The following is a 25,734-nucleotide window of genomic DNA, read 5'->3' on the forward strand; positions in this document are numbered from 1 at the left end:
GGATGGCCATCCGGCCCGAGGCTCAATCGCTTCCATCGCACATAATCATCTCGTGCAGATACAAGGGGCGGCGCCGATTTTGGCGATTTGAGGGTCTATCCCCCCAGCGCCTGCTCCAAATCCGCGATCAGATCATCTCCATCCTCGATCCCCGCCGACAATCTTACCAGCGAATCCGATATACCGATCTCGGCCCGTTTCTCGGCCGGAATGGAGCCGTGCGTCATCAGTGCCGGATGCTCGATCAGGCTCTCCACGCCGCCGAGGCTTTCGGCCAGCGTGAACAGCTGCGTGCGTTCGAGGAACTTTTTGGTGCCGGCGAGGTCGCGGTCGAGCACGGCTGTGATCATGCCGCCGAAGGCGTGCATCTGCTGGACGGCGACGGCGTGCTGCGGGTGGCTGGCGAGGCCGGGATAGATGACGCGGCGCACGTCGCGGCGCGCTTCCAGCCACTGCGCGATCTTCAGCCCGTTGGCGGAATGACGCTCCATGCGCAGCGCCAGCGTCTTCAGCCCGCGCAGCGCCAGAAAGCTGTCGAACGGGCCCGAGATGGCACCGATGGCGTTCTGCAGGAATTTCAGCTGGGCGGAGAGATCCTTGTTGTCGCCGACCACGGCGACGCCGCCGACCATATCGGAATGGCCGTTGAGATATTTGGTGGTCGAATGCACCACGATGTCGATGCCGAGCTCCAGCGGGCGTTGAATATAAGGGCTGCAGAACGTGTTGTCGGCGACCGACAAAATGCCCTTGCGCCTGGCGAGTGCGGCGACGCCTTCGAGGTCGACGATGCGCAGCAGCGGGTTGGTCGGCGTCTCGACCCACAGCATTTTCGTCTCGGGCCGGATCGCGGCCTCGACGGCGGCGAGGTCGGTGAAGTCGACGAACGAGACCTGCAGATTGGCCGAGCGTTTGCGCACCCGCTCCATCAACCGGAACGAGCCGCCATAGATGTCGTCGGTGGCGACGATGTGAGCGCCGGAATCGAGCAGCTCCAGCACGGTGGCGATCGCCGCCAGGCCGGACGCGAAGGCAAAGGCGGCCGAGCCGCTTTCGAGGTCGGCCACGGCGCGCTCGAAGGCAAAGCGCGTCGGGTTCTGGCTGCGGGCATATTCAAAACCCTTGTGCACGCCGGGCGATTGCTGGGCAAAGGTCGAGGTGGCGTAGATCGGCACCATCACCGCGCCGGTCAGCGGGTCGTGGCTCTGGCCGCCATGGATGGTACGCGTCGAGAAAGCCAGACGGTTCTTGCCCGGTGGTGGTGTTTCAGCGGTCATCGTGCGCGCCTCAAATGGTTGATCAGGTCGATGCGGGTAATCAGGCCGACGAACTCGTCGCCGTCGAAGATGATGGCGACCTCGTTGCGGTCGAAGACCGGCAGCAGCGCATCCAGCGTCTGGCTGGCCTGCAGCGTGTGCAGATTGGAGGTCATGGCCGTGCGCACCGGGCCGTTGAAGCGCTCCCAGCGGCCGTCATAGGGGCCGTCGACCTTGGCCAGAATGTCGCTTTCGTCGACGATGCCGACGAGCTTGCCATTGTCGAGCACCGGCAGCTGCGAGACATCGGAACGGCGCATGCGGCCATAGGCATTGAGCAGGCTTTCGTCCGGGCCGACATAGACGGTGTCGCCGGTGCGGTGCGAGCGCATCACCAGATCGCGCAGGTCGCCATGCTGCTCGTGCTCGGCCAGCCCCTGCTCCGCCAGCCAGAAATCGTCGAACACTTTCGACAGGTATTTGTTGCCGCTGTCGCAGACGAAGGTGACGACGCGTTTGGGCACCGTCTGCTCGCGGCAATAGCGCAGCGCGGCGGACAAAAGCGTGCCCGAGGATGAGCCGGCGAGGATACCTTCCTTCGACAAGAGGTCGCGCACGGCCAGCATGCTCTGCTTGTCGGGGATCGAATAGGCCTTCTTGACCAGCGACAGATCGGCGTTGGGCGGCACGAAATCCTCGCCGATGCCTTCGACGGTCCAGCTGCCGGCCTCTTCCATCTTGCCGGTCTTGATCAGCGGCGCCAGCACCGAGCCGACCGGATCGGCCAGCACCATTTCGGTCTTCGGCGACACTTTGGCGAAGTAGCGGCCAAGCCCGGTCAGCGTACCGCCGGAGCCGACGCCGACGACCACCGCATCGACGTCACCGTCGAGCTGCGAAAAGATCTCCGGGCCGGTGGTGGTTTCATGCGCCAGCGGATTGGCCGGGTTGGCGAACTGGTTGGCATAGAAGGCGCCGGGCGTTTCCGCAGCGATCTTCTCGGCCATGTCCTGGTAATATTCGGCATGGCCCTTGCCGACATCGGAGCGCGTCATGCGCACCTCGGCGCCGAGCGCGCGCAGATGCTGGATCTTTTCGCGCGACATCTTGTCGGGCACGACCAGCACGATGCGGTAGCCCTTGGGGATGCCGACCTGGGCAAGGCCGAGGCCGGTATTGCCGGCGGTCGCCTCGACGATGGTGCCGCCGCGCCGGAGCTTGCCCTGCTTTTCAGCCGCGGCGATCATCGACAGTGCGATACGGTCCTTGATCGAGCCGCCGGGGTTCTGGCTTTCAAGCTTGATGAACAGCCGGCATTTGCCGGTATCGAATTTGGTCAGCTCGACAACCGGCGTCTGGCCGATCAGGTCGAGCACCGATTTGTAGGGCGGACGCAGGCGGGACAATTCGTCGGCTGCGGCGATCTCATGCTCGCTCATATCGATGCTCCATGACCAAGCGACCGCCTCTGGGCAGGGCGGCAGCGTATCCTCTTTTCCAGCCCTTTGCAGTTGGAAAGAAGATAGATCGTGCCAATCAACCGGCCAGATGCGGAATGAAATTCCGGGTTTGCGTTGGCGAGAGTGGCTTCGAAGTCAGGCGAACCCTCCGCGCGTTCGTCATCCTAGGGCGAAGCGACGCGAAGCGGAGTGTAGACCCTAGGATCCATGCCGTGACATTGGTCGAAGAATGCAGCGGTGCAGAATTAATTTGGAAGCATCCGGCTCCATCGACAGGTTTGCACCGCCGCAAAGCTCGCAGGTCGCGGCATGGATCCTAGGGTCTCCGCGACGTCGCTTCGCTCCTGCTCCGCCCTAGGATGACGACGGCGTTGGGATTTGCGCGGAGCTCTCAGCCGAGCAGCTGCTTGCTCAGCCTCGCACATTGCACGCGGATATCGGGAATGGCGTCGATCTCGAAGAAGGTGCCGCGCGTCAGCGGGCCGACGGCGAGGATCTTGGCAGAGATGGTTCCGTCGCCGGCGATGATCTCGCATTTGGCCGATACATCGAGGCCGATGCGCAGCGGATCCGGCCGTGCCAGACCGCGGTCGACCAGCGAGCGCACGACGCTGTTCGACGAGGTCGAGATGTCCCTGACGATACCAGAGCAATCGTAGATGCGGGCGACCTCGAAGGTCTCGAGACGCTGCGTGTGGCGCGACTGGACCTGGACGGTGAAATTGCCGTTGCGCGCGATGTCGACTACGCGGCCGGCGACCAGGCGAATGCGGCCGGATTGCACGGCTTCGGTGACACGGGCGTAGACCTCGGGCGCCATGCGATGGCGGTGGATGTCCCACCATGCCTTGGTGTGCTCGACGAAGCGGCGCTTGGCGGAAGCCGGCCAGTTCTGCCAGATCTTCTGGTTGAACGGCCGCAGGCCGTCGACGACGTCGCGCCAGTCGATGCCGGCCTTCTGGTTTTCCTTGATCAGGTCGCGGAACCAGCCGACGAAATAGGAGAGCTGGGTGCCGAGCGGAATGTCGGCGACGTCGAGCTTGATCGGATTGCCCTTGCGATGCGGCGAGGGCAACAGGCCGCGCCGCGACACAGCTATGATGTCGCCGCGATGGCCGCGCTGTTCCAGCGCCAGGAAGGCATCGACCATGCTCAGGCCGGTGCCCAGCACCATGACGCCGGCGTCAGGGGGAAGTGCTGTGTCGGCTTCCGATCCCATCCTGATGGCATGGCCTTGCGCCGGCTCCTCGTCGTGGCCGGTTGCCAGCACGGCGAGATGCGCAACGACGCTGGTGCCGTTGGCCAGCGCCACTTCGACACCGGATGCGGTGGGCGTGATCGAGAGGCTTTCCTCGCGGATCAACCGAAGCCGCCCGGTCTGCTTTTCGCGCGCCTGCAGCTCGTCGAGCAACTCGCCGAGGTAACGGGCATAGATGCTGCGCGGCGCATAGAAGGGTGCCTGCTCGGCCGTTGCCAGGCCGCGCTCCTGCAGCCAGCGCCAGAAATTGCCGGGATCGTCGGCATAGGCGCTCATGCCGGCGGCACTGACATTCAAGACATGCGCCGACAGCAGCGTCGAATAGGCGATGCCCTGGCCGAAATGCGGGCGCCTTTCGATCAGCGTGACGCGCAGGTCGGGATTGGGCGACTTCAGGAGATGTGCGGCCAGCACGACGCCGCTGGCGCCGCCGCCGACAATGATGATGGAGTTGGCGCGCCCGGTCATAGGCGTGCCTTCGCTCTGCGCAACGCCAGTGTCAGGCCTGGACCTTCACCGCGACCGGCAGATCGCCGATGCCCCTCGCAACCGGCGGGTCGTCGAGAGAGATATCGCGCATTTCGGCGAGGCTGCGCTGATCGAGCACCTCGGCGATCGCCTGCCGGACCTCGAGCATCAGATGTCGGACTTGGCATGTCGCCTCGTTGCAATCTTCACAGCGCTGGTACTGGGTGCGGCTGGCGCAGGGGATCGGCGCCAGCGGACCGTCGAGGACGCGCACGACATGGCCGACCTTGATCTCATCGGCGGGGCGCGCCAAGCGATAGCCGCCATCCTTGCCCTTGCGGCTCTGGACGAAGCCGGCATTGCGCAACTCGCCCAGGATGGCGTCGAGAAACTTCTTCGGGATGTTGTTGCCGGTGGCGACGTCGTTGACGAAGGCGAGCTGTCCGGCCGGCAAGCGCGCGAGGTGGACAAGCGCCTTGAGGCCGTACTTACCTTTTTTGGTGAGCATGAGATCAAAATTTCTCTGGCATGCGACGGCATGGAACCATCGGTTGCAAAACGCCTGGCGGGCGTTGCCGCCGCGTCCGAGCCCGCATGACACATAAATTCTAGTGACATGATGTACAAGCCGAGAACTGCTGATTTTGCTTCGTTTTCAAGCCGCGCCGGCCACTTTGGCCAGCCTTTGTGCCCACAGGGACACAAAAGCGCACGACTTTGAGGGCGCGATCGTCGCGATATGGTGACTGCTCATCGTCGCCTCCAGTCTCAATGTCGATAAGATTACTATACTTACCCTCGAACACGCGGGATAGGTTTTCTAAATCGGCCGCTGTTTGAGGTATGGATTTGCCTGATATTGGCCTGGGTAAGAACCTATCATTCGTGCGTGAACGGCACAGAGTTGAGTACCGAAGCGTACCTAACTTCGTCATTCACGGGCGGAGCAGGAGCGAAGCTCCGTCGCGCAGACCATAGGATGACGAAGTCGGGAGGCTCGCGGAGCGCCATTCTTGTTCGTATGCGATTTGTCATCGGGGCGATGATGGCGGGTGCAGCCGCCATATGCGCTCGGGTGCTCCGTCACCGACAGCTTTTTTCTAACAAGCCCGCCTTCGTTGGAAGGATTTAACTCTACAAACCTAATAGAATTAGCGGACTATCATGGGGCATTCCGATTTTTCTCTTTTCAGGAGCCCTTCATGTCCACCATTTCGCGACGCATTGTTCTCCTCTCGTCGGCGGCGCTTGCCGGCGCGGCCTTCCTCGGCCCGGCCCATGCCGACGACCTCAAGATCACCATCGGCTATCAAACGGTGGTCGAGCCTTCGAAAGTGCCGCAGGCCGACGGCACCTATGAAAAGGAGACGAAGGCAGTAATCGACTGGCGCAAATTCGATTCCGGCGCCGATGTCATCGCCGCGGTCGCTTCCGGTTCGGTCGATATCGGCTATGTCGGCTCGAGCCCGCTGGCGGCGGCGGCTAGCCGCGAATTGCCGATCCAGACCATCTTTATCGTCGGCCTGATCGGCGAATCCGAGGCGCTGGTGGCGCGCAACGGCGCCGGCATCGAGAAAGTCGCCGACCTCGCCGGCAAGAAGGTCGCCGTGCCGTTCGTCTCGACGACGCATTACAGCCTGCTCGCCGCGTTGAAGCATGAGGGCGTGGATCCGAAGTCGGTCGAGATCCTCAATCTCAGGCCACCGGAAATCGCCGCCGCATTCTCGCGTGGCGACATCGACGCGGCTTATGTCTGGGATCCGGCGCTCGGCCAGATCAAGACGACGGGCAAGGTGGTGGTGGATTCCTCGCAGGTCGCCGCCTGGGGCGCGCCAACCTTCGACGCCTGGATCGTGCGCACCGACTTCGCCGAAAAGAACCCGGAAGCGGTGCGCGACTTCGTCAAGGTGACGGGCGCGTCCTATGCCGAGTTCCTCGCCAAACCCGGCGCCTGGTCGGTGTCGTCGCCGCAGGCAGCCGCGATCGCCAAGCTCACCGGCGCCAAGCTGGAAGAAGTGCCGCAGCTGCTCAAGGGCTATGTCTTCCCAACGCTCGAAGAGCAGGCCTCCGACAAATTCCTCGGCGGCGGCACGGTCAAGGCGGTGGAAGCGACATCCGCCTTCCTCAAGGAGCAAGGCAAGATCGACGCCGTGCTGCCGGACTATTCGAAATACGTGTCGTCGAAATACGTCACAGAGGCGCTTGCCTCGAACTAGTACTCGTTTAACGCAATTCCGGACGGAAAACCGCTTCACACTTTTCCTGGAATTGCTCTGAACCCGGCCCGCGCGCTTCTTCCCTGACGCCGCGTGCTGCCTGCCCCGGAACCGCTGAGGGCCGGGGCAGTCGGATTTCAACGAACCGCGAGGCATCCATGCCGCATCTCGTGCTCGACCCCCATCTCGTACTGGACCCCCATCTCGTATTGGACAAGGTCTCGATCCACTATGACGGCCAGGCGGAGCCTGCCGTCGAGCTTGTGTCGATCGATGTCGCCAAGGGCGATTTCGTCGTGCTCGTCGGCCGGTCCGGCTGCGGCAAGACCTCGCTGCTCAACGTCGCCGCCGGCCTTGTCGCGCCGGCACGCGGGCGCGCCTCCATCAACGGCAAGCCGATCACAGCACCTGGTTCGGACCGGGCGGTGGTGTTCCAGAACGACGCGCTGTTCCCATGGCTGACGGCGCGCGAAAACGTCGCCTTCGCGCTCAGGCTGCGCGGCGTCAGGCCCGCAGAGCGGGCCCAGCGCGCCGATGAGTTGCTGGCGCTGGTGAAGCTCACCGACGCCGGCGACAAGCGCATCTGGGAGCTTTCCGGCGGCATGCGGCAGCGTGTCGGCCTGGCCCGGGCGCTCGCCGCCGAACCGGAATTCCTGCTGCTCGACGAACCGCTCGGCGCGCTCGATGCGCTGACGCGCGAGCGCATGCAGACGACGCTGCTCGATTTGTGGACGGCAAGCGAGGTCGGCGTGCTGATGGTGACGCACGGCATCGAGGAGGCGCTGGTGCTGGCCACCCGCATCGTCGTGCTGGCGCCCGGTCCGGGCCGCGTGGTGCGGACTTTTGAACCCGGCTTCTCCAGGCGCTACGCATCGGGCGAAGCCATCCGCACCATCAAGGCCGATCCGGCTTTTGCGGTGGCGCGTGGCGAATTGACCGACGCGATCTTCGAAGGAGAGGCGGCATGACCGTTACCTCCTACACCGAGCGGGCGGGACACAAGATCGACGAGGCCGATGGCCTGTCGGTGCCGTGGTCGCGGCCCAGCCCGAAACGCAAAGGCGTTTCGGCGCGCGCGGTCAGCGCGGTGACCATCCTGATGGTGCTGGCGCTGTGGGCGCTGTCGGCCCGCCTGCAACTGGTGTCGCCAGTGTTTCTGCCATCGCCTGCCGCCGTGTGGAACAAGTTCATCACCGTCGCCCGTGACGGCTTCGTCGATGCGACCCTGCTGCAGCATGCCGTCGCCAGCCTGGGCCGGGTATTCGCCGCGCTGGTCGCCGCCCTTGCCATTGGCGTGCCGGTTGGTCTCGCCATCGGCATCAGCACCATCGGGCGCGGCATCTTCGATCCGTTGCTGGAATTCCTGCGGCCGATCCCGCCGCTCGCCTACCTGCCGCTGGTCATCATCTGGTTCGGCATCGGCGAGCCGTCGAAGATCCTAGTGATCGCCATTGCCATGCTGGCGCCGGTGGCGCTGTCGACCGCGTCCGGCGTTCGCGGCGTCTCGCAGGAACGCATCAACGCGGCGCGCTCGCTGGGCGCTACCCAGCGCCAAGTGGTCCGCCACGTCATCCTGCCCAGCGCGCTGCCGTCGATCCTGACCGGTCTGCGCATCGCGCTCGGCGCCGGCTGGTCGACGCTGGTGGCGGCCGAACTGGTGGCGGCGACGCGCGGACTTGGCTTCATGATCCAGTCGGCCGCCCAGTTCCTCGTCACCGACGTGGTGGTGATGGGCATACTGGTGATCGCGGCCATCGCCTTCGTGCTCGAATTCACCATCCGCAGGATCGAGCGCGTGCTCGTCCCGTGGGCGGGACGCGAATGATCCGAGCCCAGAGGAGCAGGAGAATGACGATGACCCATTCCACCGCCGTGCTGTTCGCCCAAGCCGGTAACTGGCTTCTCGCCTGGACCAGGGAAAGCCAGCCGCTGGAACAGCAACCGAAATCGCCAACGCCGGTCCGCTGGGACGCCGAGCGCGACCGCCTGCCGCCACGCGACGAGAGTTTTTACTGGGCCTGGCAGTATTGGTCGCAGTGAAGGGGGTGGTGCGACTTTGCGCCGTCCCCGCGTCTTCGTCATCCTAGGGCGGAGCAAGGAGCGAAGCGACGCAGCGCAACCCTAGGATCCATGCCGCGACGGTGATGCCATGCTCCGGCGGTGAAAGAAACCGAGCGCCTACCAGCCGGTTCCACGAAAAAGCTCGAACCACTCTGGATTGGCTTTTTCGATCAACTCGATCTTCCATTGACGTGGCCAGCGCTTCAGTGACTTCTCGCGCTGGATGGTGATGTCGAAATACTCCTCGTACCAGACAAGGCGTTGCACGCCGTAGCGACTGGTGAATCGCGAGCCCTCACCGGATTTGTGCTCCGGCATGCGGCGGCCGAGGTCATTGGTGACACCAATATAGATCGTGCCGCGCTTCTGGCTCGCGGTCATGTAGACGTAGCCGGTCATGGTTGAAGGGTAGCCCGCGTTGGTGGGCGTGCAAGCGCCATTCTGATCCGTTGCATCCTAAAGCCAATGTCACGGCATGGATCCTAGGGTCTGCGCCGCGTCGCTTCGCTCCTTGCTCCGCCCTAGGATGACGAATTCTGGGTTGCCGTAGAAGACAATTCCACATCGATGCCTCAACTCGCAAAATCATTCCTCTACTAAATTTATAGAACTACCTAGCCTGATCCATCTTCCAACCGGCGAGGCCATTTCCGGCGCCGATCCGCAGCGAAGGAGAGGGATCAATGTTCAATCTAACGAGACGTGTTTTCGGCATCGGCCTGCTGGCGGCGACGGTTGCCGTGTCATCCGGCGCCACAGCGCAGGAGCTGAAGCAGCTCAGCATCGGCTATCAGAAGACCGGCCTGCCGGTGATCGCCAGACAGCAGCAGGTGATCGAAAAGGCCCTTGAAGACAAGGGCGTGACGGTCAAATGGGTCGAGTTCACCGCCGGGCCGCCGCTGGTCGAGGCGCTCAATGTCGGCGCCATCGATGTCGGCTGGACCGGCGACGCACCGCCGATCTTCGGCCAGTCGGCCGGCGCAAACATCGTGTATGCGGCGGCGCTGCCGTCGAATGGCGACGGCGAGGCGATCTTCGTCAAGCCGGCATCGCCGATCCAGTCGGTCGCCGACCTCAAGGGCAAGCGCGTCGGCGTCGGCAAGGGCACCAGCGCGCATAATCTGCTCGTCGCGGCGCTGGAAAAGGCTGGCCTTGCCTTCGACCAGATCACGCCGGTCTATCTCAGCCCGGCGGATGCAGCCGCAGCCTTCGCCAGCGACCAGATCGATGCCTGGAGCGTTTGGGATCCGTTCTTCGCCATCGCCGAAACCCGCTACCAGCCGCGTGTGCTGGCCCGCTCCAGCGAGGTGCTCAAGGTCAACACCTACTTCCTCGCCAACAAGGATTTCGCCAAGGCGCACCCCGAAACCATCACCACGACGATATCGGCGCTTGGCGAGGCGGCGAAATGGGCCGACCAGAACCGCGACAAGGTGGCCGCGGCGCTGCATGAGGTGACCGGTGTGCCGCTCGACGCGCAGATCATCGCCGCCAACCGCACCAAGTTCGGCATCTTTCCGATCACCGACGAGATCATCGCCGGCCAGCAGGCCACCGCCGACCGCTTCTACAAGCTCGGGCTGATCCCGAAAGCGGTCCGCATCTCCGACGCGGTGTGGACGGCACCCGGCAACTAACTTGTCCCCTGACGGCGCCGGGTGAGTACGCCCGGCGCCATTTGCGTTTGCACCCATATCTACAGGAGATCCGCCCGTGACTGTGCCAGACATGACCGCGCCTGCCAGCACTGCGCCGCTCGATTTCTTCTGGTTCATCCCGACGCATGGCGACGGTTCTTATCTCGGTTCCGAGGAGCAGCAGCGACCGCCCGAATTCGGCTACTTCAAGGAGATCGCGCAAGCGGTCGACCGGCTCGGCTTTCCCGGCGTGCTGCTGCCCACGGGTCAGAACTGCGAGGATTCCTGGATCACCGCGGCAGGTCTCGCGACGCTGACCGAAAAGCTGAAGTTTCTCGTTGCGCTGCGGCCGGGTGTCACGCTGCCGACTTTCGCCGCGCGCCAGACCGCCGCACTCGACCGCTTGAGCAATGGCCGCCTGCTGCTCAATGTCGTGGTCGGCGGCAACCCGACCGAGCTCGCCGGCGACGGCGTCTTCCTGCCGCATGACGAGCGCTATGCCCAGGCGCATGAGTTCCTGACCATCTGGCGCGGCCTGGTGTCCGGCGAGCGGGTCAATTTCGACGGCAAATATTACCGCGTCGAGAATGGCCGCCTCGACCTTCTGCCGCACCAGGAGCGGCCGCCGCTCTATTTCGGCGGGTCGTCGGACGCAGGCCAGGACCTCGCCGCCGACCTCGTCGACATTTATCTGACCTGGGGCGAACCGCCGGCGCAGGTTGCCGAGAAGCTGGCTGCGGCGCGCGCAAAAGCGGCACTGCGCGGCAGAAAACTGCGTTTCGGCATCAGGCTGCATTTCATCGTCCGTGAGACCGAGGACGAAGCCTGGCGCGCCGCCGACCGGCTGATCAGCCATGTCACCGACGCCCAGATCGAAAATGCGCAGGCGCGCTTCCTCAACCAGATGGATTCGGTTGGCCAGCGCCGCATGGCGCAATTGCATGGCGGACGCCGTGACAGGCTGGTCGTCTCGCCCAATCTGTGGGCCGGTGTCGGGCTGGTGCGCGGCGGCGCCGGCACGGCGCTGGTCGGCACGCCGGAACAGATCACCGAGCGCATCCGCGAATACCAGGCGATCGGCATCGATACCATCATCGGCTCGGGCTATCCGCATCTCGAGGAGGCCTACCGCGTCGCCGAGCTTCTATTCCCGAAACTCGGGCTCGGCACCAGGCGGCAGCGGGCGCATGAGAACATCGCCAACGAATTCTCGGTCGGCTTCCATGGCGCCAACCGCCTGCAGGCTTCGTCATGAGCGTTGCCACGCGCCTGCATAACAATGCCATCGGCTGGCTGCTGCCGGCGCTGGTTATTGCCGGCTGGGAGATGGCCAGCCGCGCGGGCGTCATGCCCGCCAACGTGCTGCCGGCGCCAAGTGCGGTCGCCGAGGCCTTCTGGCGGCTGACGCTGTCGGGCGAACTGGTCCGCAACATCGGCGTTTCGACCGCGCGCGCCCTTGCCGGCTTCGCCATCGGCGGCTCGATCGGCTTTGCGCTTGGCCTTGCCAACGGGCTGTCGACGCTCAGCCGCGGCCTGACCGATACGACGCTGCAGATGATCCGCAACATCCCGCACCTGGCGCTGATCCCGCTGGTCATCCTGTGGTTCGGCATCGACGAGGAAGCCAAACTGTTCCTGGTGGCGCTCGGCGTGTTCTTTCCGATCTACGTCAACACGCTGCTCGGCATCCAGAGCGTCGACCCGCATCTGGTCGAGATGGGCCGCGTCTACGGCATGGACCGGCGCGCCCTGTTCTTCCGCGTCATCCTGCCCGGTGCGCTGCCGGCGATCTTCGTCGGCCTGCGCTATGCCCTGGGCATCATGTGGCTGACGCTGATCGTCGCCGAAACCATTTCGGCCAGCTCCGGCCTCGGCTACATGGCCATGCAGGCGCGCGGATTCCTGCTGATCGACGTCGTCGTGCTGTCGATCCTGATCTACGCGCTGCTCGGCAAGCTTGCCGACAGCCTCGCCCGCCTGCTCGAGCGGCTGTCGCTCGGCTGGCATCCGGCCTTCCAGAACGGATGAGAGATTGCCCATGACCGCCGCCAGCCTGACCGCAGCCCGTTCCTTCGTCGCCACGCCGGTGCGGCCGATCGGCTCCGTCGAAGGGCAGCGGGCCTTTGCCTTCAGGCAAGCCGGCAAGCGCTTCGGCGACAAGACCGTGCTCGACGGCATCGACCTGGACGTGCCGGCCGGACAGTTCCTTGCCGTCATCGGCAAGAGCGGCTGCGGCAAGAGCACGCTTTTGCGGCTTCTGGCCGGGCTCGATCGGCCGACATCGGGATCGCTGACATTCGGCGTAGAAGAGGAAGGACACAGCCGCACGCGCTTCATGTTCCAGGAACCACGGCTCCTGCCCTGGGCCAGCGTGGTGAAAAACGTCGAGGTCGGGCTGACCGGGATTGCTTCCGGCGCCGAGGCAAGGCAACGCGCGCTCGACATTCTCGGCGAGGTCGGGCTTGCCGACCGGGCCGACGAATGGCCTTCGGTGCTGTCGGGAGGTCAGAAGCAGCGCGTGGCGCTGGCCCGCGCGCTGGTCGGCCACCCGCAGATCCTGGCTCTCGACGAGCCGCTCGGCGCACTCGACGCCCTGACCCGCATCGAGATGCAGCAGCTTCTGGAACGCATCTGGATCGCGCAGAAGTTCACCGCCGTGCTGGTCACGCATGATGTCGCCGAAGCGGTCGCGCTGGCCGATCGGGTCGTGGTGATCAGCGAAGGCCGGATCGCGCTTGATCTGGATGTCCCGGTCGAACGGCCGCGCCGACCCGGTTCGGTCGAGCTTGCGCGGCTGGAAGGCAAGATTCTGGATCGGCTGTTCGGGTAGGTTTGTTGGGGGCGGCGCCGCAATTGGCGGAGTGGGGGTCGACCTTTCTTCGAAGCTCACCCTCGAGAACGGTTCGCCCACACCAATCCCCCCAGCCCGACCAGCATGGTGACGACACCGATATACAGCCATTGCGACTGGCCGGTCATGAAGCTGCCGCCGACAACGCCGACGCCTTGCAGCGACCACAGCGCGCCGACGGCAAGCACAATCAAGGCCAGCAGATTTTTTGTCAGCCTCATTGCCGGATCTCCCTTTTGAAGTCGATTGGTCTCAGCATCGGGGCCGCGATAAAAGAGCCGAAGGAAGTGGCCCGACCATGCCGGGCTCTACTTGGATATTAATGTTCGATCTTGTCAAACGGACGTCTGACCTCAACACAAAAATCTTCATTGATTGACCATCGCGTGCCGGAAAATCCCTGACAGACTGTTACCCAGCGACTCCAAACGTGTGCCATTGCCACGGAACCGCCAGATCACTGCCGCATTTCGCGCCTTATTTGGCACCTAACGGCTGGGGTCTGTCAAAAACGGAGCCATCCCTCAAATATGAAGAACTCAAAACAGACCGCGCTTGTCGCGGTAACGATCGCTGCTGGCCTGATGGTCGGCGCTTCTTCGGCGACCGCCGCCGCCCAGTGCGGCCGCGCCTCGTGGTATGCCCTGCACTCCAAGACCGCCTCGGGCGAGCGCATGAACCCGTCGGCGCTGACCGCCGCGCATCGCACCTTGCCTTTCGGCACCAAGCTCAAGGTGACCAACAAGAACAACGGCCGCAGCGTCGTCGTGCGCATCAACGATCGCGGTCCGTTCATCAAGGGACGCGTGCTCGACCTGTCGAAGGGTGCCGCCGGCCAGCTCGGCTTCATCGGCTCCGGCCACACTTCCGTGTGCATGGCGCGCGTCTAGAGTGGCCTTTTCTTGGACCATGACCTCCCTGCAGAACCGGAGGTTCGCAAAGCGAAAACCGGAATCCACTTTTCGGGATCATGTCGGGTGTCCGGCAAAAGGGCCGGACACATTGCCTACACATTTCGCAGCCGCACACTGAGCCGGCTGGCGCCGTTCGGCCCCGATTTCCATGGCCTTGAACCAAAGAAGCATTGGTCACGCAGCGTGACGTATTGCATCGCAGCAATTAGTTGTTAACTTCCCCGCGAGACATCTAGGGCTCGGCGCTGCTCGTCGTCCCTTCGGTCGCAGGCAGCAGCGGGGTTCTCGATGTTCTACCAGCTCTATGAAATGAACCACGCCGCCTTGCAGCCCGCGCGCCTCTATGCCGACGCGGTGCGGATGTTCTATTCCAATCCGCTCAATCCGTTTTCCCACACGCAATGGGGCCGTTCGATCGCGGCGACGGCCGAACTGTTCGAGCGCACCACGCGCCGCTACGGCAAGCCGGCCTTCGGCCTGAGCAAGACCGTGGTCGACTGGAAGAGCGTCGAGGTCACCGAGAAGACCGTCTGGTCGAAGCCGTTCTGCAATCTCGTCCGCTTCGAGCGTGCCGTGCCCGCCGGGCGCAAGCCCGATCCGAAGCTTCTCATCGTGGCGCCGATGTCGGGCCATTATGCGACGCTGCTGCGCGGCACGGTGGAAGCGATGCTGCCCTATGCCGACGTGCATATCACCGACTGGGTCGATGCCCGCATGGTGCCGCTTGCCGACGGCCAATTCGATCTCGACGACTACATCGATTACGTCATCGACATGCTGCACACGCTGGGGCCGGACACGCATGTGATGGCGGTGTGCCAACCTTCGGTGCCGGTGCTGGCCGCCGTGGCGCTGATGGAAACGAAGGGCGACCCCTTCGTGCCCTCGACCATGACCTTGATGGGCGGCCCGATCGACACCCGCAGCAATCCGACCGCGGTCAATCTGCTGGCGCAGGAAAAGGGCATCGACTGGTTCCGCGACAATGTCGTGATGCATGCGCCCTGGCCGGTGCCGGGCTTCGGCCGCGAGGTCTATCCCGGTTTCCTGCAGCTGTCCGGCTTCATGAGCATGAACCTCGACCGCCACATCATCGCCCACAAGGACTTCTTCATGCATCTGGTGAAGCATGATGGCGACAATGCCGAGAAGCACCGCGATTTCTACGACGAGTATCTGGCTGTCATGGACCTGACGGCGGAGTTTTATCTGCAGACCGTCGACACCGTCTTCGTTCGCCAGGCCTTGCCCAAGGGCGAGATGACGCATCGCGGCACCAGGATCGATCCGTCGGCGATCCGCAACGTCGCGCTGTTCACGGTCGAAGGCGAGAACGACGACATATCGGGCCTTGGCCAGACCAAGGCGGCGCATGATCTGTGCCCCAATATCCCGGCTGAGCGGCATGCCCACTACATGCAGCCGGCGGTTGGCCATTACGGCGTGTTCAACGGTTCGCGCTTCCGTTCCGAAATCGTGCCGCGCATCGTCGACTTCATCACCAGCTATGGCCGCCAGGAGCGTGTCGCGGTGAAACCGAAGCTGGTCCGCGCCGCCAAGAGATAATGCAAGTCGCCCAAATTGCGGATTTTTGGACGACGACCTGCATAGAACCAAGCTTAACGGCGACAAACCGTGAGATTGACCCGTAAAAGCCGGCTGGCTGGCCGATTCTGTTGCACAAGTGCCGCTGTCCAGCCCCTCGGGTAACCATGCCGACAATCCGACCGTCGTCGTAATTGACACGGACTGTAAATCCCCCTTAACCTTTCGTTAATAACAAAGGGTGAGCGGGGACAATGATTTCCTCATCGATGGCGCAGCGGCTGCGCGTGTATGTGGCGGCCGGGCTGGCAGTGACGGCGGGCTGGGTGGCACCGGCTTTGGCGGGTGGAGCGATGGCGACCGGGGGTCTCACCTCGCAGCCGATTGGCCACTATGATTTCTGCAAGCTGCATCCGGGCGAGTGCTCGATCCGCCCGACCAATCTGGCGCCGGCTCCGATGAGCGACGGGCTGATGCGCAAGCTCCTCAATGTCACTGCCAGGGTCAATGCCGCCGTCAAGCCGATGAGCGACATGGACATCTACGGCAAGGACGAGGTCTGGGCCTATCCCGACAAGGGCGTCGGCGATTGCGAGGACTATGTGCTGGAAAAGCGGCGCCAGCTTTCACGCATGAGCATATCGCTTGCCGATCTGCTGATCACCGTCGTGCGCAAGCCCGACGGCGAGGGCCACGCCGTGCTGACGGTGCGCACCGACGAGGGCGACTATGTGCTCGACAATCTGACCGACAAGGTCAAACCATGGGACGCGACCGGTTACCGCTTCCTCAAGCGGCAGGCGATCGACAACACCGGCCGCTGGGTCTCGATCCGCGGTGGCCAGCAAGTTCTGGTCGGCGCGGTTCAGTAGGTTTTGGTACGCCCATTCCGGCACGTCGCGTTCTTGTGGCGCGCTTTAGCTGCTTTCACATCATAGGTCGCCGCCGCCCCTCATTGTCCTGCCGGACATTTCTCCCCGTATAGGGACGGGGAGAAAGACGCCTTCATCGTCGCTTTCGCCAATCATCAACATCGTAAGCGCCAACCGCGCGGCTGCACCCTTCTCCCCGTCACTATACGGGGAGAAGGTGCCGGCAGGCGGATGAGGGGCAGCGCGACGTCTGCCAATATTTCCCACCGCGACCGCCCCCCAATGAATTTTCGCATTTCTCCGTGAACCATTTCGCTCCGGCCAGCGACACACAGCCGTGAACCGAAACCAACCATGGAGACTTCAGATGACTGCTTTTCTGCGAAACACCCTTCTTGCCGCTCTCGCGGTGTCGAGCATGGCCGGATCCGCCATGGCCGATCAGACCACCAGCTGTTCCAAAACCAACCTCAACGACCTCTGGGCCGGCCGCTGTTGCGGTGAAGCCGGGGCGTCGGACTGCCTGGGCGGTGGAAACAATGGCCATGGCGGCAATGGCGATCACGGCCGGGGCGGAAATGGCACGGCCGGCAAGAAATGATCTCACCACTGTGCCCGCTGGCGGTCCGCCGGCGGGCAGTTTCCTGCTGAGGCAGGCGAACCTGCATCACGCTCGGATCGTCGGCTACGGCCGCTGGTTCAACGCCGCGCGGATCGATGCAGTGATGCGGCGAAGCTCGGCCTCGTCGAGTTTCTCGATGTTTTCGGCCAGCAGATTGGCAAGCTCGGTGGCAGCGGGGGAAAGACCCGACGTGTCGAGTTTTACACGCGGGTGCGAGGCTTCGGCCAGCCGCGCCAGTTCCTCGGCATCGTCCCAGATGATGTTGAAATAGCCGATGATCTTCTGGATCAGCGTCCAGGTCGGGGCACCGCGCCTGCCATGTTCGAGCGCCGACAGATAAGCGGCGCTGACGCCGATCGCCGCCGCCATGTCCTTCTGGCGGACACCGCGTTCGCCTCGTAGCGTGCGCAGCTTCTCTCCGAACGGGGTCATGTCCCCGCCCTCATGATAGAACTCCTCACAGGCGCGCCCGCCGCAGGCGGATATAGAGCGCACCCGAACCGCCATGGTTTCGGGCGGCATGGTCGTGGCTGGAGACCAGCGGCCGGAAGGCAGGCGTCGACAGCCAGGCCGGCACCGCGCGCCGCAACACGCCATCGCCGCCGGAGGACGAGCCCTTGCCGGTGATGACCAGGACATAGCGGACGCCGCCGGCATGCGCCCGGTGCAGGAACGAAAACAGCAGCGAATAAGCCTCGTCCTGCGTCATGCCGTGCAGGTCGACGCGGCCCTCGATCGGCAGTCGGCCTTTCGATAATTTGTCCAGCGTCGGCTCGTCGAGGCGGTGCGTGACTTGCTGAGCCTTCGGCTTTGCGGTCCCTGCGGCGTTGGCAGCAGGCTGGGCCGGCTGCGGCTGATTTGGCCTAGCCTCGGCGGCAATGTCGGGGATGTCGACGGCGAATTTGCCCTTCAGCGGCTTGGCCGTGCGCGCCACCAGGTTCCACAGAACCCGGTCATCCTCGCTGAGCTTGTCCGGACGCCGGGTCATCGGACCGCACCCGCAACGAGCGCGCGCGGCACCAGCGCATAAAAATCCGCGGCATTGCGGACCACGCCGGCGATCTCGCCCGCGGCATCGCCCGAACCGGCGAACAGGTCGCCCCGCGCCGGTCCGGTGATGGCCGAGCCGGTGTCCTGCGCGATCATCAGGCGGCGGAACGGTTTTGCGTCGAAAGCAGTCAGCGTCGGCGCGTCGATGTAAAACGGCGTGCCGAATGTATGCTGCAGGCGGTCGACGGCAATGGAGCGGCCCGGCGTCAGCGGCACCTTGGCGGCGGCGATCGGGCCAAGGGCGGCGTCCTCGACATCGGCCGGGCGGAAGAAGATGTAGGAGCGGTTCTGCCACAGTATCTCGTCGATACGGTCCGGATGCGCCTTGAACCAGGCGCGGATCGACTGCATCGTCACCTCCGCCAGCGGGATCTCGCCAATCTCGCTCAGGATCTTGCCGGGTCCGGTGAAGTGCTGGCCGGATTTGGCGGCATAGGTGACGCGGACAAGCCGGCCGTCGGTCATGGCGAGGCGTGCGGCACCTTGCACGTGAATGAAGAACGCATCGACCTTGTCGGCCAGCCAGGCGATTTCCAGACCCTTGCCATCAAGCGCGCCACGCCCGATCTCGCCACGGTCGGGATACTCGACCGGTCCGGCCGGCGTCTGGCGCGCGAAAGCGAGGTAGGGGTCCAGGCCGGGCGGTCGGTTTGCGTCATCGATATCGACGAGATCGGCCGGGCGCGACAGCAACGGCAGCGAAAACCGGTCCGTGCGCACCGGTGACGCCTCGACTTGCGGTTCGTAGAACCCGGTGACGAGCCCGGCGCCGCCATGTTCGGCAGGGATAAGCGCCGGGGAAAAATGGCGCTCGAAGAAGGCGCGGGCTTCCCCGCGGCTCAAAACCGGCGACCGATTCGCCGGCGAAACGGTCCGCGCCTCCGCGTAGGCATCGGCAAAAGCGTGGAAGTCGACGCCGAGCGTACCGCTGCGATAGGGTTTGGTCAGGACCTGGAAGGCCGAGCGGCGAAAGGCGGCGAAGGCCGCCAGATGGTCGTCATCGTCCCAGCCGGGCAGGTCGCCAAAGGCTTTCTCGACAAAAAGAGGCGATAGCGACACCGGAGCCTCGCCGCGTGTTTCCGAACTAGTCTTCTTCCTCGGTGGCGACGAGCTTCCAGTTCGGATCGCGCGAGCGCGTGTCGCGGGCGAAGGTCCAGACATCCTTGACCTCGGCAACGGTTTCCGGGTCGCCGTCGATGACCGCGCCTGCCTTGTCGCGGGTCGCCGAAATCAGCTCGCTGATGATGCGCAGCGTGACATGCGCCTCGCCGCCCTTCATCTCGGCCGAGACGATGTCGGCCTTGTCGATGCCGACGAAGGAGGACTGGATCTTTTCCGCCTTGGCCTCGCGCTCGCCGATGGCGGCGACAAAACCGTCATAGACCTCGCGCGACAACAGGTTCTTCAGCGTTTTTCGATCACCGTCGGCATAGGCCATGACGATCATCTCGTAAGCCATCTTGGCGCCGTCGACGAAACCCTTCGGCTCGAAGGACGGATCATTGTCCTTGATGCTGCGCAGGCCCTTGTTGAGGTCGGTATCGGGCTTGGCGAAAGCGTCGATCGCGGCATAGGTGTCTGGAGCCGGCTCGCCTGGCGCGCGCTTGCGCGGCAGCGAGACGACGTTTTCGGATTTCTGGGCGGCATCCTTGTCGCCGGTGCGAGCCGCCGAATAGGGATCGAAGGGCGGCCGTTCGCTGCCGGTGCGGCGGCCCAGCACATTGCGCAGCTGGAAAAAGATGACCACCGCCGCAATCAGGAAGAAAATCGTGCCGAAGTCGAAGAATCCCATATCTTCCGCCAATCAATCCCTGCCCTGTGGCCGGACCGTCAGGCCCAATGGCCACGGTCGCATAGCGTTCAACATTCAAAGCATATAGAACGCAAGGCGCAATCATTCAAATCAAAGGCAGGCATACCTATCTAACAGCCTCAGTGCCAGCGGCGATTGCTCGCTGGCGGCCAAAACAATCGAAACGATCATAACAATCGAAAAAGGTTGGCAAGACTTGCGCATTTCGCTGCTTCCCTTCTTTCTCCTCGCGCTTCCGCTGCTGGAAATCGCCGGTTTCGTCATCGTCGGCCGCGAGGTCGGCGCGCTGGCGACGGTCGGCCTCGTGCTGGCCTCGAGCATCGCCGGCGTGCTTTTGCTCCGATACCAGGGCTTTGGTGTGATGGCCCGCATCCGCACCGAGATGGCCGCCGGCCAGAACCCCAGCCGCCACCTTGCGCACGGCGCCATGATCGTGGTTGCGGCGATCCTCCTCATCATCCCCGGCTTCATATCAGACATCATCGGCCTGCTGCTGTTCCTGCCGCCATTGCGCGATTTTGCCTGGAGCCGGTTCAAGGGCCGCATTGTCGTCGCCACCGATTTCTCGACCGGCGGTTTTCGTGGCCGGCGCGACAGGGTCATCGACCTCGACGATGGCGATTATTCACGCGAGGACGATTTCAAGCGCGGCCCGGATCACAACTCGCCGTGGCGGCGGCTGAAGGACGACTAGGGCGCCGTCCAAGACGGCAGACCCCTACCTATCATCGGTTCGCCACTCGGAAATCATGATAGGCCAACTCGTAGGTCTTCTGTTCGAAACCGGGCCATTCCTCTTGCAACGTAGTCGCTGAGCGCGCCCTAGAGAAATCGGCGTCCATCATCAGTTTCCATGCTTTTTGGCTTTGCAACTCGCGGGCTGCCTCGATGGCTTCCAGGAGGCAGGCGTCGGTTGCGGCGGGGTGGGCGGCCTTCAGTCGAAGGACCATCATTTCATGCGGATTGAATCTCAATATGGTACGGCGCGGGCCGATAAGCGGCTTAGGCGGCACGGCAGTATCTTCGACGAAAGGCGCGTTGCGAAGTCCGGCATCGAACTCAATCATATTGAGCAAAAATTCGGACCTCAGGAGAAGGTATGCGGCATCCCAAAGGGGCAACTCAGCCATCTTGTCGAAAATAGACTTGGCTTGCGGTACCGACCGCAGCTTGGCCGTCAAATTCTTGGGTGTGATCATCTGGACCCTCGACGCGCAGAATAGCAGTTTGACGCCATGTGATTGAAACTGAAAATCAAATGTGACGCTACCCACTACCGCAAGGCGGCAAACCTTGTCTTGTCATCCCTGCCATGGTAGCGAACGCCCGATTTCAATTCGGTCAGCGACGCTGCCCAGGCAAGAGGACAAGGCTTATGGCCAGCAAAGATGACGCGCCGGTCGGCGCAGCCAACGGAAACGGCAATGCGGCGCAGCCGTCGCTCAACGTTCTGGCGCAATATGTGAAGGACCTGTCCTTCGAAAGCCCCGGCGCGCCCAATTCGCTGCGCGGCCGCGACAAGGCGCCGGGCATCGCCATCAACGTCAACGTCAACGCCAACCCGCTCTCCGACAAGCAGTTCGACGTCAATCTGACGCTGAACGCCAAGGCGTCCTTCGACCAGGAAGTGCTGTTCAATGTCGAGTTGGTCTATGGCGGCGTGTTCGCCATCGCAGGTTTTCCGCAGGAGCACATGCTGCCGATCCTGTTCATCGAATGCCCGCGCCTTTTGTTCCCGTTCGCCCGCCAGATCATCGCCGAGGCAACCCGCAATGGCGGCTTCCCGCCGCTGATGCTCGACCCCATCGACTTCGCCCAGATGTTCCAGCAGAAGCTGGCCGAGGACGAGGCGTCCAAGGTCAAGGTGAGCTGAGGCCTGCCTGCCATCGCTGTTGTTTTCTGAGAACCCGGCCTCGCGCCGGGTTTTCTGTTTGAGGTGCTGGAGAGATAGCTGAGGCGCCGGCGCCCTTCGAATGGCCTAGCCCTCCCGTCTTCGTCATCCTAGGGCGAAGCAAGGAGCGAAGCGACGCAGCGCAGACCCTAGGATCCATGCCGTGACGTGTGCCTTAGAATGCAACGGATCAGAATGGGGCTTGCCCCCGCGCCTATGCTCGCTACGCTAAAACGATGACCGGCTATGTCTACATGACTGCGAGCCAGAAGGCCGGCACCATCTATATCGGTGTCACCAACGATCTCGGTCGCCGCATGCCGGAGCACAAATCCGGTGAGGGCTCGCGCTTCACCAGCCGCTACGGTGTTCAGCGGCTGGTCTGGTACGAAGAATTTTTCGATATCACCGATGCCATCCAGCGCGAGAAGTCGCTGAAACGCTGGCCGCGCCAATGGAAGGATCGAATTGATCGAAAAGACCAATCCGGAATGGTTCGAGCTGTTTCGCGGGACGGGGTGGTAGGCGTTCGGTTTCTTGCACCGCCGGAGCACTGCACCACTGTCACGGCATGGATCCTAGGGTCTCCGCAACGTCGCTTCGCTCCTGCTCCGCCCTAGGATGACGAAGACGCGAGGGTTTCGGTCAGTAGTTGCTCAGCCAGCCGCAACCTTCAGCCACAGCGCCTTTTCGCCAAGCGTCCCGACCATGCCGGCGTGCGCGGCGCGTTCGGCTTCGGTGACACGCGGCGGCAGGGGTGCCGGGCGCTGGCTGATGATGATTTCGATCTGGCGGACATTCTCGCCTTGCGCCGGCGCGGTGGCGCTGTCGAGGATGAGGGCCGCCTGCTTGCCGCCGATCAGCTCGATATAGACCTCGGCCAGCAATTCGGAATCGAGCAGGGCGCCGTGCTTGGTGCGCTTGGTGTTGTCGATGCCGTAGCGCCGGCAGAGCGCATCGAGCGAATTGGGGCCCATCGGGTGCTTGCGGCGCGCCAGCGCCAGCGTGTCGACGACAAAACCATTGTCTATGACCGGGTGACCAAGCCGGCCGAATTCGACGTTGAGGAAGCCGACATCGAAAGTGGCGTTGTGGGCGACCAGCTTGGCGCCGTCGGTGAAGTCCAGCCACTCCTGCACAATCTCGGCAAAGGTTGGCTTGCCCGCGAGATCCGCCGCGCTGATGCCGTGCACGGCCTGTGCCTCGGCGTGGATCGCGCGGCCTTGCGGGTTGATGTAGTGGTGGAAGGTCCTGCCGGTCGGGAAACGGTTGACCAGCTCGACGCCGCCCAGCTCGATGACGCGGTCGTCGCGCGAATCGAGGCCGGTGGTTTCCGTGTCGAAGATGATCTCACGCATCGAATCAGTCGCTCCAAAGGAGCAGAATCGTGAGACCGGAACAAAATGGCAATGGGAAACGAAGCTGATCAAGGCAATCGCCACAGGTTTGCGCTGCCCCTCATCGCCCTGCCGGGCACTTCTCCCCCTATAGTGACGGGGAGAAGTGGGCTGGCCGCAACCTCGGCTCCCTTTCCGAAACCTTGGAGATTGGCGAAATCCTTTGCGACAGCGTCCTTCTCCCCGTCACTATACGGGGAGAAGATGCCGGCAGGCAGATGAGGGGCGGCGCCAACATCAGCCAGTGTCAGCGGCCTGGTTTGCCGACTCCTATCAGCTGCCTGATGATCGCATTGACCGCCGCGCGCGCGGCTTCCATCCCCTGCCCGGTGTCGACGACGAAATCGGCCTGGCGGCGCTTGTCCACGTCCGGCACCTGCTTGGCCAGGATCGATGCCAGTTTTTCTTCCGTCATGCCCGGCCGCGCCAGCACACGCTGGCGCTGGATCTCGGCTGGTGCTGTGACCACGACGACCTTGTCGACGCGGTTGCGGCCGCCGGTTTCGAACAGCAGGGGAATGTCGAGCACCGCGATCGATTCGCTGGCGTTACGATGCTTGGCCAGGAAGGCATCGGCATCGGCGCGCACCAGCGGGTGGATGATGGTCTCGAGCTGCTTCAGCGCGGCGGCATCGCCGAGCACACGCGCGCCAAGTTTGGCACGATCGACCACGCCGGCGGATGTGGTGCCGGGAAAGGCGGCCTCGACCAGGGGGGCTGCCTTGCCGGCATAGAGGCGATGCACCGTCTCGTCGGAATCATGGACCGGCACGCCGGCGTCAGCGAACATCCTGGCCGTGGTCGACTTGCCCATGCCGATGGAGCCGGTGAGGCCGAGAACGATCATGGCTTCGGCACCAGATCGGCGACGATCAGCGCCCGGAGTTCGGCCGTCACCCGCGGCCTGACGCCGAACCAGCGTTCGAAGCCGGGCACGGCCTGATGCAGCAGCATGCCGAGGCCGTCGACCGTCTTCAGATTTCGCGCGCGGGCGGCGGCGAGCAGCGGCGTCTCCAGCGGCACATAGACGATGTCGGTGACGATGGCATGGTCGGGCAGCCGGGCGGGATCGGCCGACAGGCCTTCATTGCCATGCATGCCGAGCGCTGTGGTGTTAACCAGCAGGCCGGCATCGCCGAGCAGTTCATCGGTCGCCGCCATGCCATGCGCCGACACGCCGGCGCCGAAACGATCCCTCAATTCCTGCGCTCGGGCCAGAGTGCGGTTGACGATGCGGATGTCGGCAACGCCGCGTTGCTTCAACGCATGGATGACCGCGCGCGACGCACCGCCGGCGCCGAGCACCACCGCCGGACCCTTGCTTGCCCAGCCCGGTGCATGATCGTCGAGGTTGGCGGCAAAGCCGTGACCGTCGGTGTTGCCGGCCCACAGGACGCCGTCCTCGAACCACAGCGTGTTGACGGCGCCGATTTCTTGCGCCGCCTCGTCGCGGCGTTCGGCCAATGCGAAGGCCGCTTCCTTGTGCGGGATGGTGATGTTGCCGCCGCGGTAATTGTTTGCCTGCAGCGTGTTCACGAACTCGGCAAAATCCTGCGGCGCGACATCGATGGCCTGGTAGCTTCCGTCGATGCCATGTTTGGCCAGCCAGTGGCCATGGATCTTCGGCGAGCGCGAATGCTTGACCGGATGGCCGGTGACGAAAGCCTTCTTTGACGCCTCAGCCATCGATCGCTCCCAGCGTGCGCAGTTCGGCAAGCAGCGACAACAGCGGCAAGCCGACAATCGTGAAATGGTCGCCTTCGATTTTCTCGAACAATTGAATGCCTTCGCCTTCGATCTGATAGGCGCCGACGCTGGACAGCGCCTTGGCGCCGACGCGGGCGAGATGGCGGCCGATGAAGGCCGGGTCGAGCTTGCGCATGGTCATCGAGGCGATGCCGACATGCCGCCACAAGACCTCGCCGTCGCGGACCAGCACCGCGGCGCTGTTGAGCTGATGGGTCCTGCCCGACAGCGCCAACAGATGACGGCGTGCGCCTTCCCTATCGGCCGGCTTGTGGAACACCTCGTCGCCAAGGGACAGCGTCTGGTCGCAGCCCAGCACCAGGGCGCCCGGCCTGCGCTCGCTGACTTCGCTTGCCTTGGCCTCGGCCAGCACCAGGGCAACATCCTCGGGCGAGACACCGCTATCCTGCAACGGCCCCTCGAGCGCGCGCTCGTCGACATTGGCCGGGACGGCTTCGACATCGACGCCGGCATTGACGAGCATCGCCTTGCGGAACGGACTGCCGGAAGCGAGGATGAGTTTTTCGGTCATTTTGCACTCGGGCGCAGACACAGGCGCGGTTGGAGTTTGATCAGCTCTAGTCCTGTAAGGTTGGCGCTGCCCCTTGTATCTGCACGAGATGATTATGTGCGATGGAAGCGATTGAGCCTCGGGCCGGATGGCCATCCGGCCCGAG

Annotated in this window: 29 protein-coding genes and 1 pseudogene; 15 read left to right on the forward strand and 15 right to left on the reverse strand. The window is 63.7% G+C overall.

Annotation, left to right across the window (positions count from 1 at the left end; all coding sequences use genetic code 11):
* Window positions 1-95 precede the first annotated feature (95 nt).
* The 4 genes from AC0L3E_RS32735 to AC0L3E_RS32750 form a co-directional block, all read right to left on the reverse strand.
* On the reverse strand, window positions 96-1,277 hold the full coding sequence (locus AC0L3E_RS32735; protein ID WP_127269719.1) for a trans-sulfuration enzyme family protein: 1,182 nt from the start codon (window positions 1,275-1,277) through the stop codon (window positions 96-98).
* The gene (locus AC0L3E_RS32740) at window positions 1,274-2,695 is read right to left on the reverse strand and encodes a pyridoxal-phosphate dependent enzyme (RefSeq protein ID WP_127269717.1); all 1,422 of its coding nucleotides are present in this window, start codon (window positions 2,693-2,695) and stop codon (window positions 1,274-1,276) included. Before AC0L3E_RS32740 ends, AC0L3E_RS32735 begins: the two co-directional genes overlap by 4 nt.
* Window positions 2,696-3,107: 412 nt before the next feature.
* Window positions 3,108-4,442 (reverse strand): FAD/NAD(P)-binding protein, encoded by a 1,335-nt coding sequence (locus AC0L3E_RS32745; RefSeq protein ID WP_128308779.1) that lies wholly within the window; start codon window positions 4,440-4,442, stop codon window positions 3,108-3,110.
* A gap of 31 nt (window positions 4,443-4,473) precedes the next feature.
* Window positions 4,474-4,950 carry an RrF2 family transcriptional regulator gene (locus AC0L3E_RS32750; RefSeq protein ID WP_128308778.1) on the reverse strand — a complete coding sequence of 159 codons (477 nt, stop codon included), beginning with the start codon at window positions 4,948-4,950 and terminating at the stop codon, window positions 4,474-4,476.
* Window positions 4,951-5,644: 694 nt separating this feature from the next.
* On the opposite strand from AC0L3E_RS32750, the gene tauA reads away from it, so the two are divergent.
* From tauA to AC0L3E_RS32770, 4 genes are all read left to right on the forward strand, one after another.
* Entirely contained in the window at window positions 5,645-6,658 is a 1,014-nt protein-coding gene (tauA, locus tag AC0L3E_RS32755) for a taurine ABC transporter substrate-binding protein (protein WP_128308777.1), read from the forward strand.
* A 158-nt stretch (window positions 6,659-6,816) separates the two neighbouring features.
* Window positions 6,817-7,626, forward strand: a complete 810-nt coding sequence (locus AC0L3E_RS32760; protein ID WP_128308776.1) for a taurine ABC transporter ATP-binding protein — start codon at window positions 6,817-6,819, stop codon at window positions 7,624-7,626.
* Window positions 7,623-8,483, forward strand: a complete 861-nt coding sequence (locus tag AC0L3E_RS32765) for an ABC transporter permease subunit (RefSeq protein ID WP_127808555.1) — start codon at window positions 7,623-7,625, stop codon at window positions 8,481-8,483. Before AC0L3E_RS32760 ends, AC0L3E_RS32765 begins: the two co-directional genes overlap by 4 nt.
* A gap of 29 nt (window positions 8,484-8,512) precedes the next feature.
* Entirely contained in the window at window positions 8,513-8,698 is a 186-nt protein-coding gene (locus AC0L3E_RS32770; protein ID WP_013528709.1) for a hypothetical protein, read from the forward strand.
* 138 nt (window positions 8,699-8,836) lie between these two features.
* Here AC0L3E_RS32770 and AC0L3E_RS32775 read toward each other — a convergent pair whose 3' ends face one another.
* Window positions 8,837-9,118: a GIY-YIG nuclease family protein gene (locus AC0L3E_RS32775; protein WP_128308775.1), complete on the reverse strand. Its 282-nt coding sequence runs from the start codon at window positions 9,116-9,118 to the stop codon at window positions 8,837-8,839.
* Between the two features lie 284 nt (window positions 9,119-9,402).
* Between AC0L3E_RS32775 and AC0L3E_RS32780 the strand changes: the two genes are divergently transcribed.
* From AC0L3E_RS32780 to AC0L3E_RS32795, 4 genes are all read left to right on the forward strand, one after another.
* Window positions 9,403-10,356, forward strand: a complete 954-nt coding sequence (locus AC0L3E_RS32780) for a sulfonate ABC transporter substrate-binding protein (protein WP_128308774.1) — start codon at window positions 9,403-9,405, stop codon at window positions 10,354-10,356.
* A 91-nt stretch (window positions 10,357-10,447) separates the two neighbouring features.
* Window positions 10,448-11,611: an FMNH2-dependent alkanesulfonate monooxygenase gene (ssuD, locus tag AC0L3E_RS32785; RefSeq protein ID WP_164898686.1), complete on the forward strand. Its 1,164-nt coding sequence runs from the start codon at window positions 10,448-10,450 to the stop codon at window positions 11,609-11,611.
* Window positions 11,608-12,384 carry an ABC transporter permease subunit gene (locus AC0L3E_RS32790; protein WP_473606650.1) on the forward strand — a complete coding sequence of 259 codons (777 nt, stop codon included), beginning with the start codon at window positions 11,608-11,610 and terminating at the stop codon, window positions 12,382-12,384. The genes ssuD and AC0L3E_RS32790 overlap by 4 nt, the downstream gene beginning before the upstream one ends.
* A 10-nt stretch (window positions 12,385-12,394) precedes the next feature.
* The gene (locus AC0L3E_RS32795; protein ID WP_128308823.1) at window positions 12,395-13,186 is read left to right on the forward strand and encodes an ATP-binding cassette domain-containing protein; all 792 of its coding nucleotides are present in this window, start codon (window positions 12,395-12,397) and stop codon (window positions 13,184-13,186) included.
* 56 nt (window positions 13,187-13,242) lie between these two features.
* On the opposite strand, the gene AC0L3E_RS32800 is transcribed toward AC0L3E_RS32795, so the two are convergent.
* Complete coding sequence (locus AC0L3E_RS32800) at window positions 13,243-13,428, reverse strand: hypothetical protein (protein ID WP_164893164.1); 186 nt, start codon at window positions 13,426-13,428, stop codon at window positions 13,243-13,245.
* A gap of 309 nt (window positions 13,429-13,737) precedes the next feature.
* On the opposite strand from AC0L3E_RS32800, the gene AC0L3E_RS32805 reads away from it, so the two are divergent.
* From AC0L3E_RS32805 to AC0L3E_RS32820, 4 genes are all read left to right on the forward strand, one after another.
* Complete coding sequence (locus AC0L3E_RS32805) at window positions 13,738-14,097, forward strand: septal ring lytic transglycosylase RlpA family protein (RefSeq protein WP_127382889.1); 360 nt, start codon at window positions 13,738-13,740, stop codon at window positions 14,095-14,097.
* Window positions 14,098-14,409: 312 nt separating this feature from the next.
* On the forward strand, window positions 14,410-15,687 hold the full coding sequence (locus AC0L3E_RS32810; RefSeq protein ID WP_127268048.1) for a polyhydroxyalkanoate depolymerase: 1,278 nt from the start codon (window positions 14,410-14,412) through the stop codon (window positions 15,685-15,687).
* A gap of 233 nt (window positions 15,688-15,920) precedes the next feature.
* Complete coding sequence (locus AC0L3E_RS32815) at window positions 15,921-16,538, forward strand: transglutaminase-like cysteine peptidase (protein WP_027040328.1); 618 nt, start codon at window positions 15,921-15,923, stop codon at window positions 16,536-16,538.
* 433 nt (window positions 16,539-16,971) lie between these two features.
* The gene (locus AC0L3E_RS32820) at window positions 16,972-17,139 is read left to right on the forward strand and encodes a hypothetical protein (RefSeq protein ID WP_473606651.1); all 168 of its coding nucleotides are present in this window, start codon (window positions 16,972-16,974) and stop codon (window positions 17,137-17,139) included.
* A gap of 84 nt (window positions 17,140-17,223) precedes the next feature.
* Here AC0L3E_RS32820 and AC0L3E_RS32825 read toward each other — a convergent pair whose 3' ends face one another.
* From AC0L3E_RS32825 to AC0L3E_RS32840, 4 genes are read right to left on the reverse strand one after another with little or no spacing between them, the layout of a single operon-like run.
* Window positions 17,224-17,592 carry a helix-turn-helix domain-containing protein gene (locus tag AC0L3E_RS32825; protein WP_027040326.1) on the reverse strand — a complete coding sequence of 123 codons (369 nt, stop codon included), beginning with the start codon at window positions 17,590-17,592 and terminating at the stop codon, window positions 17,224-17,226.
* A 25-nt stretch (window positions 17,593-17,617) separates the two neighbouring features.
* Window positions 17,618-18,148, reverse strand: coding sequence for a Smr/MutS family protein (locus tag AC0L3E_RS32830; RefSeq protein ID WP_127321405.1), 531 nt, complete (start codon window positions 18,146-18,148; stop codon window positions 17,618-17,620).
* Complete coding sequence (mltA, locus tag AC0L3E_RS32835) at window positions 18,145-19,269, reverse strand: murein transglycosylase A (protein ID WP_473606652.1); 1,125 nt, start codon at window positions 19,267-19,269, stop codon at window positions 18,145-18,147. The genes AC0L3E_RS32830 and mltA overlap by 4 nt, the downstream gene beginning before the upstream one ends.
* A 25-nt stretch (window positions 19,270-19,294) precedes the next feature.
* Window positions 19,295-20,002, reverse strand: coding sequence for a Tim44/TimA family putative adaptor protein (locus AC0L3E_RS32840; RefSeq protein WP_127321407.1), 708 nt, complete (start codon window positions 20,000-20,002; stop codon window positions 19,295-19,297).
* 217 nt (window positions 20,003-20,219) lie between these two features.
* On the opposite strand from AC0L3E_RS32840, the gene AC0L3E_RS32845 reads away from it, so the two are divergent.
* Window positions 20,220-20,717 carry an FxsA family protein gene (locus AC0L3E_RS32845; protein WP_128308818.1) on the forward strand — a complete coding sequence of 166 codons (498 nt, stop codon included), beginning with the start codon at window positions 20,220-20,222 and terminating at the stop codon, window positions 20,715-20,717.
* A gap of 31 nt (window positions 20,718-20,748) precedes the next feature.
* Here the strand turns inward: AC0L3E_RS32845 and AC0L3E_RS32850 are convergent, their stop codons facing one another.
* The gene (locus AC0L3E_RS32850) at window positions 20,749-21,222 is read right to left on the reverse strand and encodes a hypothetical protein (protein ID WP_127331952.1); all 474 of its coding nucleotides are present in this window, start codon (window positions 21,220-21,222) and stop codon (window positions 20,749-20,751) included.
* 176 nt (window positions 21,223-21,398) lie between these two features.
* Between AC0L3E_RS32850 and secB the strand changes: the two genes are divergently transcribed.
* Both secB and AC0L3E_RS32860 read left to right on the forward strand, forming a co-directional pair.
* The gene (gene secB, locus AC0L3E_RS32855; protein ID WP_023813420.1) at window positions 21,399-21,896 is read left to right on the forward strand and encodes a protein-export chaperone SecB; all 498 of its coding nucleotides are present in this window, start codon (window positions 21,399-21,401) and stop codon (window positions 21,894-21,896) included.
* Between the two features lie 254 nt (window positions 21,897-22,150).
* A pseudogene (locus tag AC0L3E_RS32860) lies at window positions 22,151-22,439 on the forward strand (GIY-YIG nuclease family protein).
* A 131-nt stretch (window positions 22,440-22,570) separates the two neighbouring features.
* Here AC0L3E_RS32860 and dnaQ read toward each other — a convergent pair.
* The 4 genes from dnaQ to AC0L3E_RS32880 all read right to left on the reverse strand — a co-directional run bounded on the left by dnaQ (window position 22,571) and on the right by AC0L3E_RS32880 (window position 25,589).
* Complete coding sequence (gene dnaQ, locus AC0L3E_RS32865) at window positions 22,571-23,272, reverse strand: DNA polymerase III subunit epsilon (protein ID WP_473606653.1); 702 nt, start codon at window positions 23,270-23,272, stop codon at window positions 22,571-22,573.
* Between the two features lie 286 nt (window positions 23,273-23,558).
* On the reverse strand, window positions 23,559-24,158 hold the full coding sequence (coaE, locus tag AC0L3E_RS32870) for a dephospho-CoA kinase (protein ID WP_473606654.1): 600 nt from the start codon (window positions 24,156-24,158) through the stop codon (window positions 23,559-23,561).
* On the reverse strand, window positions 24,155-24,997 hold the full coding sequence (locus AC0L3E_RS32875; RefSeq protein ID WP_473606655.1) for a shikimate dehydrogenase: 843 nt from the start codon (window positions 24,995-24,997) through the stop codon (window positions 24,155-24,157). Before AC0L3E_RS32875 ends, coaE begins: the two co-directional genes overlap by 4 nt.
* A complete protein-coding gene (locus AC0L3E_RS32880) occupies window positions 24,990-25,589 on the reverse strand; it encodes a Maf-like protein (RefSeq protein ID WP_473606656.1) in 600 nt (199 codons plus the stop codon). The genes AC0L3E_RS32875 and AC0L3E_RS32880 overlap by 8 nt, the downstream gene beginning before the upstream one ends.
* Between the last annotated feature and the right edge of the window lie 145 nt (window positions 25,590-25,734).

This window comes from Mesorhizobium sp. WSM4822 (assembly GCF_055811155.1).

Excerpts from the sequence above, each read along its gene's own strand:
- AC0L3E_RS32760 (WP_128308776.1), top strand. The coding sequence starts at position 6,817 with ATGCCGCATCTCGTGCTCGACCCCCATCTCGTACTGGACCCCCATCTC.
- AC0L3E_RS32815 (WP_027040328.1), top strand. The coding sequence starts at position 15,921 with ATGATTTCCTCATCGATGGCGCAGCGGCTGCGCGTGTATGTGGCGGCC.
- coaE (WP_473606654.1), bottom strand. The coding sequence starts at position 24,158 with ATGATCGTTCTCGGCCTCACCGGCTCCATCGGCATGGGCAAGTCGACC.
- AC0L3E_RS32875 (WP_473606655.1), bottom strand. The coding sequence starts at position 24,997 with ATGGCTGAGGCGTCAAAGAAGGCTTTCGTCACCGGCCATCCGGTCAAG.
- AC0L3E_RS32805 (WP_127382889.1), top strand. The coding sequence starts at position 13,738 with ATGAAGAACTCAAAACAGACCGCGCTTGTCGCGGTAACGATCGCTGCT.
- AC0L3E_RS32850 (WP_127331952.1), bottom strand. The coding sequence starts at position 21,222 with ATGATCACACCCAAGAATTTGACGGCCAAGCTGCGGTCGGTACCGCAA.
- AC0L3E_RS32840 (WP_127321407.1), bottom strand. The coding sequence starts at position 20,002 with ATGGGATTCTTCGACTTCGGCACGATTTTCTTCCTGATTGCGGCGGTG.
- AC0L3E_RS32790 (WP_473606650.1), top strand. The coding sequence starts at position 11,608 with ATGAGCGTTGCCACGCGCCTGCATAACAATGCCATCGGCTGGCTGCTG.
- AC0L3E_RS32740 (WP_127269717.1), bottom strand. The coding sequence starts at position 2,695 with ATGAGCGAGCATGAGATCGCCGCAGCCGACGAATTGTCCCGCCTGCGT.
- secB (WP_023813420.1), top strand. The coding sequence starts at position 21,399 with ATGGCCAGCAAAGATGACGCGCCGGTCGGCGCAGCCAACGGAAACGGC.
- AC0L3E_RS32820 (WP_473606651.1), top strand. The coding sequence starts at position 16,972 with ATGGCCGATCAGACCACCAGCTGTTCCAAAACCAACCTCAACGACCTC.
- dnaQ (WP_473606653.1), bottom strand. The coding sequence starts at position 23,272 with ATGCGTGAGATCATCTTCGACACGGAAACCACCGGCCTCGATTCGCGC.
- AC0L3E_RS32770 (WP_013528709.1), top strand. The coding sequence starts at position 8,513 with ATGACCCATTCCACCGCCGTGCTGTTCGCCCAAGCCGGTAACTGGCTT.
- AC0L3E_RS32735 (WP_127269719.1), bottom strand. The coding sequence starts at position 1,277 with ATGACCGCTGAAACACCACCACCGGGCAAGAACCGTCTGGCTTTCTCG.
- AC0L3E_RS32800 (WP_164893164.1), bottom strand. The coding sequence starts at position 13,428 with ATGAGGCTGACAAAAAATCTGCTGGCCTTGATTGTGCTTGCCGTCGGC.
- AC0L3E_RS32775 (WP_128308775.1), bottom strand. The coding sequence starts at position 9,118 with ATGACCGGCTACGTCTACATGACCGCGAGCCAGAAGCGCGGCACGATC.
- AC0L3E_RS32795 (WP_128308823.1), top strand. The coding sequence starts at position 12,395 with ATGACCGCCGCCAGCCTGACCGCAGCCCGTTCCTTCGTCGCCACGCCG.
- AC0L3E_RS32780 (WP_128308774.1), top strand. The coding sequence starts at position 9,403 with ATGTTCAATCTAACGAGACGTGTTTTCGGCATCGGCCTGCTGGCGGCG.
- AC0L3E_RS32745 (WP_128308779.1), bottom strand. The coding sequence starts at position 4,442 with ATGACCGGGCGCGCCAACTCCATCATCATTGTCGGCGGCGGCGCCAGC.
- AC0L3E_RS32830 (WP_127321405.1), bottom strand. The coding sequence starts at position 18,148 with ATGACCCGGCGTCCGGACAAGCTCAGCGAGGATGACCGGGTTCTGTGG.
- AC0L3E_RS32880 (WP_473606656.1), bottom strand. The coding sequence starts at position 25,589 with ATGACCGAAAAACTCATCCTCGCTTCCGGCAGTCCGTTCCGCAAGGCG.
- AC0L3E_RS32750 (WP_128308778.1), bottom strand. The coding sequence starts at position 4,950 with ATGCTCACCAAAAAAGGTAAGTACGGCCTCAAGGCGCTTGTCCACCTC.
- AC0L3E_RS32825 (WP_027040326.1), bottom strand. The coding sequence starts at position 17,592 with ATGACCCCGTTCGGAGAGAAGCTGCGCACGCTACGAGGCGAACGCGGT.
- ssuD (WP_164898686.1), top strand. The coding sequence starts at position 10,448 with ATGACCGCGCCTGCCAGCACTGCGCCGCTCGATTTCTTCTGGTTCATC.
- AC0L3E_RS32810 (WP_127268048.1), top strand. The coding sequence starts at position 14,410 with ATGTTCTACCAGCTCTATGAAATGAACCACGCCGCCTTGCAGCCCGCG.
- tauA (WP_128308777.1), top strand. The coding sequence starts at position 5,645 with ATGTCCACCATTTCGCGACGCATTGTTCTCCTCTCGTCGGCGGCGCTT.
- AC0L3E_RS32765 (WP_127808555.1), top strand. The coding sequence starts at position 7,623 with ATGACCGTTACCTCCTACACCGAGCGGGCGGGACACAAGATCGACGAG.